The following is a 9,383-nucleotide window of genomic DNA, read 5'->3' as shown; positions in this document are numbered from 1 at the left end:
TTTTATAACCCCAAACGCCGGCACAGCAGCGCTATGCAGCTATCGCCAGTGGAGTTTGAGAAACGCTATTTCCAGAGCTTGGAAAGTGTCTAGGAAAGCCGGGGCGATTCACTGTTCGAGGTGAGAAATCAAATCAATGGAGGAAAAGGCCAGAAACTCCTCAAACACAGCCAGATGCTCAAGGTACTTCTTGGTCGTTTCGAGGGCTCTGCCCGAGTGCTCCATGGTGATGTATAGGTTGGGGTAGTAGATCGGGATGTAGTCTTGTACCAGCAGCTTTCTTCGAGCAGCATTCACCACCTGCTCTGTGACCTGGAAACCCATGTTGCCCTCTCATAAAACATAACTTTTTTAAGTATAGTCATGGGCATCGACTGGTCAGCGCAAAACCTAACGTTTTACTTTCCCGAATTTTAGCGCTTGTCGCTACCATTCAAGCACTGAAGAGACAGGACTAAAGGCGAATCAAAGCATGTCCAAAAGTGACAAAACAGGCAAAACAGGCTCTTACGTCTACACCATGCACCGGGTCGGCAAGGTCGTGCCGCCCAAGCGTGAAATCCTCAAGGACATCTCCCTGTCGTTCTTCCCTGGCGCCAAGATCGGCGTGCTGGGCCTGAACGGCGCGGGTAAATCCACCCTGCTGCGCATCATGGCCGGCGTCGACACCGAGATCGAAGGTGAAGCCCGCCCGATGCCCGGCATCAACGTCGGTTACCTGCCGCAGGAGCCCAAGCTCGACCCGCAGGCCACCGTGCGCGAGATCGTCGAAGAGGCCGTCGGCCAGATCAAGGCAGCCCAGGCTCGCCTGGACGAGGTCTACGCCGCCTACGCCGAGCCGGACGCCGACTTCGACGCCCTGGCTGCCGAGCAGGCGAAGCTGGAGGCCATCCTCCAGGCTTCCGACGGCCACAACCTGGAGCGTCAGCTGGAAGTCGCCGCCGACGCCCTGCGCCTGCCGCCGTGGGACGCCAAGATCGAACACCTCTCCGGTGGCGAGAAGCGCCGCGTGGCGCTGTGCCGCCTGCTGCTGTCCGCCCCGGACATGCTGCTGCTCGACGAACCGACCAACCACCTGGACGCCGACTCCGTCGCCTGGCTGGAGCACTTCCTGCACGACTTCCCGGGCACCGTGGTGGCGATCACCCACGACCGCTACTTCCTCGACAACGTTGCCGGCTGGATCCTCGAACTCGACCGTGGCCACGGCATCCCGTTCGAAGGCAACTACTCCGGCTGGCTGGAATCCAAGGCCAACCGCCTGGCCCAGGAAGCCAAGCAGGAAGCCTCCCACGCCAAGGCCATGAAGGCCGAACTGGAGTGGGTACGCCAGGGCGCCAAGGGTCGCCAGGCCAAGTCCAAGGCCCGTCTGCAACGCTTCGAGGAACTGCAATCGCAGGAATTCCAGAAGCGCAGCGAGACCAACGAGATCTACATTCCGGCCGGCCCGCGCCTGGGCGACAAGGTCATCGAACTGCACAACGTCACCAAGGGCTACGGCGAGCGCGTGCTGATCGACAACCTGTCGCTGAGCATTCCCAAGGGCGCCATCGTCGGCGTGATCGGCGGCAACGGCGCGGGTAAATCGACCCTGTTCCGCATGCTGACCGGCAAGGAACAACCGGACTCGGGCACCATCGAAATCGGCGAAACCGTGCAGATCGCCAGCGTCGACCAGAGCCGCGAAATCCTCGAAGGCAACAAGACCGTGTGGGAGCAGGTCTCCGACGGCTTCGAGCAGATCAAGATCGGCAACTACGAAGTCCCGTCGCGCAGCTACGTCGGCCGCTTCAACTTCAAGGGCGGCGACCAGCAGAAGTTCGTCAAGGACCTCTCCGGTGGTGAGCGTGGCCGCCTGCACCTGGCGCTGACCCTGAAGCAGGGCGGCAACGTGCTGCTGCTCGACGAACCGTCCAACGACCTCGACGTGGAAACCCTGCGTGCGCTGGAAGAAGCGCTGCTGGACTTCCCCGGCGCCGCCATCGTGATTTCCCACGATCGCTGGTTCCTGGACCGCATCGCGACCCACATCCTCTCCTACGAGGACGACGGCAAGGTGGTCTTCTTCGAAGGCAACTACACCGAGTTCGAAGCCGACCGCAAGAAACGCCTGGGCGACGCGGCCTCGCAGCCGCACCGCGTGCGTTACAAGAAGCTGGCGTAAGCCACTTCTGCAGGAAAACGGGGCCTTCGGGCCCCGTTTTCGTTTCTGCGGCTTTGCGGCCGGCTCAGCGGCTGCGCTTGAGATCATCCAGCGCGCGGCGCTGCTCCTCCAGCTGGCGCTGCAGTGTGTCGATTTGCCGCGCCTGGTCCTGCAGGGTACGTTGCTGGTCTTCCAGTTGGCGCGCCATGCGCTGCAGGTCGTCCGTGCTGAAGTTCGACTTGTGGATCACTTCGCTGTCGAATGTATCCGCCACCAGCAGCGCGCCAGACTCGGTGAAGTGGCCCAGTTTCATGGCTCCGAGAGCCGGCAGGGCGAGGCAGGCGGTGAGGGCGGCAAGGGCGACGAGGGGGCGGCTGGGCATGGTCGTGATCCTGGAAGATGTGAGCGGATGGATGCAATGATCTATTGATTTTGTATACAGGAATCTGGTTTTCTGCCGCTCTGGCAGACGTGGGAATTATATTTTTTGCACCATAAAGATTCAGAAAAGCGTCACGCTGCACTATCTCAGTGCGGTGTGGGTTGCTAGAGTCTGCCGGCAAAAAAAAGCGTTACATAACCAGAAAAGTACCGGTGTAGACATGATGCAATCCGTTGATTCGTTCCTCGAGCGCCTCAAGCGGCGCGACCCCGACCAGCCCGAATTCCACCAGGCGGTGGAAGAGGTGCTGCGCTCCCTGTGGCCCTTCCTCCAAGCCAACCCGCGTTACCTGCAGGCAGGCATCGTCGAGCGCATCGTCGAACCTGAACGCGCGATCCTGTTCCGCGTGCCGTGGATGGACGATGCCGGGCGAGTGCGGGTCAACCGGGGCTTCCGCATCCAGATGAGCAGCGCCATCGGCCCGTACAAGGGCGGCCTGCGCTTCCACCCTTCGGTGAACCTGGGCGTGTTGAAGTTCCTCGCCTTCGAGCAGGTCTTCAAGAACTCCCTGACCTCGCTGCCCATGGGCGGCGGCAAGGGCGGTTCGGACTTCGACCCCAAGGGCAAGAGCGACCTCGAAGTCATGCGCTTCTGCCAGTCGTTCATGAGCGAGCTGTTCCGCCACGTCGGCGCGGACCTCGATGTGCCGGCCGGTGACATCGGCGTTGGCGCGCGCGAGATCGGCTACCTGTTCGGCCAGTACAAGCGCCTGTCCAACGAGTTCACCTCGGTGCTGACCGGCAAGGGCATGTCCTACGGCGGCAGCCTGATCCGCCCGGAAGCCACCGGCTACGGCTGCGTGTACTTCGCCCAGGAAATGCTCAAGGCCCGCGAAAGCGGCTTCGATGGCCAGCGCGTGGCCATCTCCGGCTCCGGCAACGTGGCGCAGTACGCCGCACAGAAGGTCATGGAGCTGGGCGGCAAGGTGATCTCGCTGTCCGATTCCGAAGGCACGCTGTTCTTCGAGGCCGGCCTGACCCTGGCGCAGTGGGACGAAATGATGGAGTTGAAGAACGTCCGTCGCGGTCGCCTCAGCGAGATGGCAGGCCCGGGCCTGCGCTTCCTGGCGGGCCAGCGCCCGTGGTCGCTGGCCTGCGACATCGCGCTGCCCTGCGCCACCCAGAACGAGCTGGATGCCGAGGACGCGCGCACCCTGCTGGCCAACGGCTGCATCTGCGTGGCCGAAGGCGCGAACATGCCGTCGACGCTGGAGGCGGTGGATATCTTCCTCGAGGCCGGCATCCTCTACGCGCCGGGCAAGGCCTCCAACGCCGGCGGCGTCGCCACCAGCGGCCTGGAGATGAGCCAGAACGCCATGCGCCTGCTGTGGACCGCCGGTGAAGTGGACCAGCGCCTGCACGGCATCATGCAGAACATCCACCATGCCTGCGTTGCCTATGGCGAGGAAAACGGCCGGATCAACTACGTGAAGGGCGCCAACATCGCCGGCTTCGTCAAGGTTGCCGATGCCATGCTGGCCCAGGGCGTGGTCTGATCGCTCCCCGGAAATGAAAGACGGGCCCGATGGGCCCGTTTTTCATGTCACCCGCCTTGCGCGGGCTGCCCTTCGCAGGAGCTAGCCTGCTCGCGAACCCGCCCAACGCCGAAGCCGCCGGGAGGTTGTTTCGCGAGCAAGTGCGCTCCTACCTGTCCGCTATCAATCCACGGGTTTTGGCGTGGTCGCGGTGCTTGGCGGCAGCAGCGGGTATTCCACCGTCGGCTGCTTGCCGGTAACGGTCTTGAGGAAAGCGACGATATCGCCCACTTCTTCGTCGTTGAGCTGTTTGCCCAACTGCGCGTTGCCCATGATCTTCACCGCTTCGTCCAGGTTCCAGACCTGCCCGCTGTGGAAGTACGGCGCGGTCAGCGCGACGTTGCGCAGGGGCGCGGCGCGGAAGACGTATTCGTCGTTCTCGGTCTTGGTCACTTCGAAGCGACCCTTGTCGCCGCTGGGCAGGATCTTGTCGTCGGGCTTCTTCACCAGGCCGAACGGGAAGTACGCCTGGCCACCCAGGTTCACGCCGTTGTGGCAGGCGATGCAGCCGGCGCTCATGAAGGTCTGCAGGCCCTTTTTCTCCTGCTCGTTCATCGCCTTGTCGTCGCCCTTGAGGTAGAGGTCGAAGCGCGAGTCCGGGGTGATCAGGGTCGACTCGAAGGCCTGAATGGCCCGCGCCATGTTGTCGAAGCTCACCGGTTGCGGGTCTTTCGGGAAGGCCTTGCCGAAGGCCGCGACATACTCGGGCATGCTCTGCAGGGTCAGCTCGACGTTCTTCGGCGTGTTGTGCATTTCCACCGGGTTCTGCACCGGGCCCTTGGCCTGCTCTTCCAGGTCCTTGGCGCGGCCATCCCAGAACTGCGCGACGTTGAACACGGCGTTGAATACCGTGGGCGAGTTGCGCGCACCTTTCTGCCATTCGTGGCCGCTGGAGGTGGGCACGTTGTCGGCGCCGCCGGTGCCGATGTTGTGGCAGGTGTTGCAACTGATCACGTGGCTGGCGGACAGGCGCGGTTCGAAGAACAACTGCCGGCCCAGCGTCACCTGGTCGGGGTTCAGCGTGTCGCTGGGTTTCTCGGGGATGGGCTTGAAGATGCCATTGGCCTGGTCACGCAGGGCGTCGGCATTCGCGGCTGCCGATGCCGCGCCGAGGGCCAGTAGTAGGCTGCCCAGGGCGAGTTTTCTGAAGGGCTGCATGTGGGGTCTCCTTGTCTCAGGCTATTGGTTGTTGTCTGAGTTCAAGGAGAGGTCAGTGGGGCGGGGGAGGGCTTGATCGACGTCAAGCGCGGGACTTTGTCGGCCGCGCAATGATGCCGCAGTCTCAGTTGGCGCGCAGTGCGCGCGACAGGGCGCGGTCCTTTTCCTGTTCCCAGTCGCGGTCCCGGTCGCTGTTGCGCTGTTCCTCGTACTGCTGGCGTTCCTGGCTTACGCGCATCGCCTGGCATTGCTGGAAGCCGTCGTTCCAGCCCAGGGCATATCTGGGCTCGTCCAGGTAACGCGGCACGTTCTTGCGGAATTCGCCGCCGATGGCGCCGGCCGCCTGGCGACCGCTGCCGCAGCCGTCGTCATAGCCGTCGGCATAGGCGGGCGGGTAGCCCTGGGCAATCAGGCTTTCGTGGGTGGTTTCGCAGCCGGCGAGCAGCGCGGCGCAGAACAGGATGAGGGTGGCGCGGTGCGCCATGGGAGCTCCCGTGTACCGATAAGGCGGGCACACGCGCCGGCAGAGGAAGCGCCACTCGAGGTGACATGGCGCGACTCTAGCCAGCGGCTGGTGAGAAAAGCGTCAAGCCGGCGTGATGCGGATGTGCTGGCCGCCGGCGTGACGCGCCTCGAATGCGATGCGCACCGGCAGGAAGGCTTCGATCACCGTGCGGTTGCTCAGCAGATGGTCGCTCGCCACCGGCGTGGTGAAGCTGCCGCCGCCGGCCAGGGCCAGGGGCAGCAGCAACTGGTCGGCCAGATGCTCCTCGACGCTCGTGCCGCTGCGGCGCCAGTCATCGGCCTGGCGCAGCGCCTGGCTGGCGACGCGCTCGGCGCTGACCCCGGGCTGGCCGAAGGCGCAGAACGCCAGGGTCAACTGCTCGCACGCGATCTCCAGCAGCAAGGCGTTGCCCGGCCCCTGGTCTTCCGGCAGGCGGACGACCTGGACGGACGCCGCGCGCCAATCCTGATGCCGCTTCACCTTCTCCAGCTCGCGATCCCCCACGTGACCGGGAATGGCCGCCAGCAGGGCGCGGGCTGAACGCGATAGCACGGTCCCCGCTTCCGGCAGATGCAGTGGCCGCAGCTCGCCGGGCGCGACGCGCACCCGCAGTTCACCTCCTCCGGCCGGCATGAAGCCATGGCGCAGCAGGGCGAAGTCGACCGTCGCGCCCATGCGCCGCAACAGCGGCAGCCAGCTGCGTTCGATGAAATCCGCTGGCGGTGCCAACGGATTGTGCGTGCCCCCCGTGATCGCCAGGTTGCTCGGCCCATCGGCGAACAGCAAAGCCGGCAGTAGCGTCTGCAACACCAGCACGGCGCTGCCCGCGCTGCCGATGGCGAAACGGTAGTCGCCACCGCGAACCGCACCGGGGCGGAAGGTCAGGCTGCGCGCGCCGAGTTCATCGCCCTGCACCGTCGCGCCGCAGACCTCCGCCGCCGCGCGCACGGCCGTCAGGTGCTGGCGCAGCAGCCCCGGCCGCGAACGCCGGCCACGGATGTTGACGATGCGCAGCGCCTTGCCGGTGATCATCGACAGGCTCAGCGCACTGCGCAGGATCTGCCCGCCGCCGTCGGCGCCGTCGAGTTCGATCAGGTCCTTGTTCATCGGGCATACGTCCTCACCTGATCGCGCAGGAAGTGGTCCAGGCGCTGCGTGTCGCGGCAGCCGCCACGGGGTGCGCCGAGGTCTTCCGCGCGTTGCAGCTCTGCCTCGATCAGCCGGTGCAGTGTCGGGCGCGCCGGGCCGTATTCCGCCTCCACCGCCTGGCGCTTGAGCAGCAGCAGTTCCTCGACTTCGGCACGCTGTGCGGCGTTGTCGAGGGTGGCCTCCATCAGCGTCTCGAAGACCATCGGCGGCATGCCGAGGCCCTGGTCGATCCAGCGCACGGCCAGCAGCGGGCGCAGCACGTAGAGGTACTTCTTGTAGCGAACCTCCTCGCCCTGCAGATAGCCACGGAAGTTCTTCCTGGCCATCGACAGGTAGTGCGCTCGCGCAGCGGCGGGGGAGTAGAAGTCCCGCGCCAGTTGGCGCAGTGCCTCGGCTGCCGCCGATTCGCTGCGGTACACCAGCGGCGAGTCCAGCCATTCCAGCAGTGTCGGGTTGGACTTGCGCAGCAGCCTCAGGGTTTTGCGCAGTTCCCAGCCGCTGAGGTCCAGTTCGTCGGTCAGCGGGCGTTCCAGCACGTCGCGCGGTTCGTCCACGCGCAGGTACCACTCCGGTTGATGCACGTAGACGAAGCGCACATCGTAGTCGCTATCCGGCGAGGCGAAGCCCCAGGCGCGGCTGCCCGACTCGCACGCATAGAGCACCGTCACGCCGTGCTCCTGTTCCAGTCTTGCCAGTTCCTCCAGTACCCGTTCGCGCATGGCGGCGGGGAGGGGATGGCGTTCTTCCTTGTTCATGTTCCGTTTCCTTGTCTTGCTGTCGGCGCGGGCCCGTCCGGCCCGCACCGTTCTATCCCTTCACGCACACCACCTGACGCAGGGTATGCAGCACTTCCACCAGTTCGCGCTGGGCGTCCATCACGGCGTCGATGTCCTTGTAGGCCATCGGGATCTCGTCGATCACATCCGCATCCTTGCGGCATTCGACGTGGGCGGTGGCGCGCACCTGGTCTTCGACGCTGAACAGCTTCTTCGCCTTCGTCCGGCTCATGGTGCGGCCGGCGCCGTGGCTGCACGAGCAGAACGCCTCCTCGTTGCCCAGTCCGCGAACGATGAAGCTCTTGGCGCCCATCGAACCCGGAATGATGCCGAGCTGGCCCTTCTGCGCGGACACCGCACCCTTGCGCGTCACCAGTACCTCTTCGCCGAAGTGGCGCTCCTTCTGCACGTAGTTGTGGTGGCAGTTCACCGCCTCCAGGCTCGCTTCGAACGGCTTGCGGATGACCTGCCGCGCCGCGGCGATCACCGCACGCATCATCAGTTCGCGGTTCTGCCGGGCGAAGTCCTGGGCCCAGCCCACGGCTTCCACATAGTCGTCGAAGTGCCGGCTGCCTTCCTCGAAGTAGGCCAGGTCACGGTCCGGCAGGTTGGCGATGTGCTGGCGCATATCGGCCTGGGCCAGTTCGATGAACAGGTTGCCGATGGCGTTACCCACGCCGCGCGATCCGCTGTGCAGCATGAACCAGACGCGGTTGGCCTCGTCCAGGCAGACCTCGATGAAGTGGTTGCCGGTGCCGAGGGTCCCCAGGTGCTTGCGGTTGTTGGTTTTCTCCAGCTTCGGGTACTTGTCGGTGATCACCTTGAAACGCCCCGCCAGCGCCTTCCATGCGTCATCGGCATGCCCGGGCACATCTTCCCAGGCGCCCTGGTCGCGGCGGCCGAAGGTCTTGCCGTGGGGCACGGCCTTTTCGATGGCGGTGCGCAGGCCGTGCAGGTTGTCCGGCAGGTCCGCGGCCACCAGCGAGGTGCGCGCGGCGATCATGCCGCAGCCGATATCCACACCCACGGCGGCCGGGATGATGGCGCCCTGGGTAGGGATCACGCTGCCGATGGTCGAGCCCTTGCCCAGGTGCACGTCCGGCATCACGGCCAGGTGCTTGAAGATGAAGGGCATCTTCGCGGTGTTCATCAGTTGCTGCTTCGCGTCGTCCTCCACCGGCACGCCCTGGGTCCAGAGCTTGATCGGTCTGCCGTTGGCGACTTCCAGCAGTTGGAAGGTTTGGATGCTCATGTTTCGATGCTCTCTTGTTGCGTGGCGACCTGGCCGGCAGCGGGCTGCGCCCGGCCATCGCGGATGCGTTTGTTCAATCGACAGGCGCGGCAGCGTATCGCCGTGGAATACACCTGTCCCTGACAGTCTTCGTACCACCATTTCTGCTGCGCGGCGGTCCAGGTCTGCCGGACACCGCAGTCCCGGCAGGTGAACTCCTGGTCCTCGTACCAGCCACGGCGCACGAACAATGGGTCTCCGTAGCTGTTGTAGGGTGCCAGGTTCGAGGGCGTGACCGGGAAGCTGCCGGGCGGTCCGGGGCGGTGCCCGGGGCGCCTGGCCTGCTCGGCTTTCCATGCCTTGCGCCGTTCGCGCTTCTGGCGGATTTCCTGACGGCGCTGCTTGTTGCTCTTCACGTTGCCGACTCCTGCGCCGTGCAGGCCCT

The 9,383-nt window shown here is 64.8% G+C and carries 9 protein-coding genes and 1 pseudogene; 2 read left to right on the top strand and 8 right to left on the bottom strand.

The genetic code is table 11. The features are described 5' to 3' along the window. Window positions 1–111 precede the first annotated feature (111 nt). A pseudogene (locus ACNFIA_RS07530) lies at window positions 112–324 on the bottom strand (site-specific integrase); the annotation flags it as partial. 148 nt (window positions 325–472) lie between these two features. Between ACNFIA_RS07530 and ettA the strand changes: the two are divergent. Then, window positions 473–2,164, top strand: a complete 1,692-nt coding sequence (ettA, locus tag ACNFIA_RS07525) for an energy-dependent translational throttle protein EttA (protein ID WP_416783717.1) — start codon at window positions 473–475, stop codon at window positions 2,162–2,164. A 64-nt stretch (window positions 2,165–2,228) separates the two neighbouring features. Here ettA and ACNFIA_RS07520 read toward each other — a convergent pair whose 3' ends face one another. Further along, on the bottom strand, window positions 2,229–2,525 hold the full coding sequence (locus ACNFIA_RS07520) for a hypothetical protein (protein ID WP_416783716.1): 297 nt from the start codon (window positions 2,523–2,525) through the stop codon (window positions 2,229–2,231). Between the two features lie 220 nt (window positions 2,526–2,745). Here ACNFIA_RS07520 and gdhA point away from each other — a divergent pair, with 220 nt between their 5' ends. Beyond that, on the top strand, window positions 2,746–4,080 hold the full coding sequence (gene gdhA / locus ACNFIA_RS07515) for an NADP-specific glutamate dehydrogenase (RefSeq protein ID WP_416783715.1): 1,335 nt from the start codon (window positions 2,746–2,748) through the stop codon (window positions 4,078–4,080). 162 nt (window positions 4,081–4,242) lie between these two features. Here gdhA and ACNFIA_RS07510 read toward each other — a convergent pair whose 3' ends face one another. From ACNFIA_RS07510 to ACNFIA_RS07485, 6 genes are all read right to left on the bottom strand, one after another. Further along, complete coding sequence (locus ACNFIA_RS07510) at window positions 4,243–5,277, bottom strand: cytochrome-c peroxidase (RefSeq protein WP_416783714.1); 1,035 nt, start codon at window positions 5,275–5,277, stop codon at window positions 4,243–4,245. Window positions 5,278–5,401: 124 nt separating this feature from the next. After that, window positions 5,402–5,761, bottom strand: a complete 360-nt coding sequence (locus tag ACNFIA_RS07505; protein ID WP_259759246.1) for a hypothetical protein — start codon at window positions 5,759–5,761, stop codon at window positions 5,402–5,404. Between the two features lie 102 nt (window positions 5,762–5,863). Beyond that, the gene (rtcA, locus tag ACNFIA_RS07500) at window positions 5,864–6,889 is read right to left on the bottom strand and encodes an RNA 3'-terminal phosphate cyclase (RefSeq protein ID WP_416783712.1); all 1,026 of its coding nucleotides are present in this window, start codon (window positions 6,887–6,889) and stop codon (window positions 5,864–5,866) included. After that, window positions 6,886–7,686, bottom strand: a complete 801-nt coding sequence (locus ACNFIA_RS07495; RefSeq protein ID WP_416783710.1) for a nucleotidyltransferase domain-containing protein — start codon at window positions 7,684–7,686, stop codon at window positions 6,886–6,888. Before ACNFIA_RS07495 ends, rtcA begins: the two co-directional genes overlap by 4 nt. Window positions 7,687–7,738: 52 nt before the next feature. Then, the gene (locus ACNFIA_RS07490; RefSeq protein WP_416783709.1) at window positions 7,739–8,959 is read right to left on the bottom strand and encodes an RtcB family protein; all 1,221 of its coding nucleotides are present in this window, start codon (window positions 8,957–8,959) and stop codon (window positions 7,739–7,741) included. Further along, complete coding sequence (locus tag ACNFIA_RS07485; RefSeq protein WP_416783708.1) at window positions 8,956–9,354, bottom strand: zinc-ribbon domain containing protein; 399 nt, start codon at window positions 9,352–9,354, stop codon at window positions 8,956–8,958. Before ACNFIA_RS07485 ends, ACNFIA_RS07490 begins: the two co-directional genes overlap by 4 nt. Window positions 9,355–9,383: the final 29 nt, after the last annotated feature.

Origin of the sequence: Pseudomonas sp. NY15437 (genome assembly GCF_048068435.1) — a bacterium.
Taxonomy (GTDB): domain Bacteria; phylum Pseudomonadota; class Gammaproteobacteria; order Pseudomonadales; family Pseudomonadaceae; genus Pseudomonas; species Pseudomonas nitroreducens_B.
This window is presented reverse-complemented; position numbering and strand designations above follow the sequence as displayed.

What these genes read in the sequence shown, in the direction of transcription:
- ettA (WP_416783717.1), top strand. Translation starts at nt 473, where the DNA reads ATGTCCAAAAGTGACAAAACAGGCAAAACAGGCTCTTACGTCTACACC.
- ACNFIA_RS07520 (WP_416783716.1), bottom strand. Translation starts at nt 2,525, where the DNA reads ATGCCCAGCCGCCCCCTCGTCGCCCTTGCCGCCCTCACCGCCTGCCTC.
- gdhA (WP_416783715.1), top strand. Translation starts at nt 2,746, where the DNA reads ATGATGCAATCCGTTGATTCGTTCCTCGAGCGCCTCAAGCGGCGCGAC.
- ACNFIA_RS07510 (WP_416783714.1), bottom strand. Translation starts at nt 5,277, where the DNA reads ATGCAGCCCTTCAGAAAACTCGCCCTGGGCAGCCTACTACTGGCCCTC.
- ACNFIA_RS07505 (WP_259759246.1), bottom strand. Translation starts at nt 5,761, where the DNA reads ATGGCGCACCGCGCCACCCTCATCCTGTTCTGCGCCGCGCTGCTCGCC.
- rtcA (WP_416783712.1), bottom strand. Translation starts at nt 6,889, where the DNA reads ATGAACAAGGACCTGATCGAACTCGACGGCGCCGACGGCGGCGGGCAG.
- ACNFIA_RS07495 (WP_416783710.1), bottom strand. Translation starts at nt 7,686, where the DNA reads ATGAACAAGGAAGAACGCCATCCCCTCCCCGCCGCCATGCGCGAACGG.
- ACNFIA_RS07490 (WP_416783709.1), bottom strand. Translation starts at nt 8,959, where the DNA reads ATGAGCATCCAAACCTTCCAACTGCTGGAAGTCGCCAACGGCAGACCG.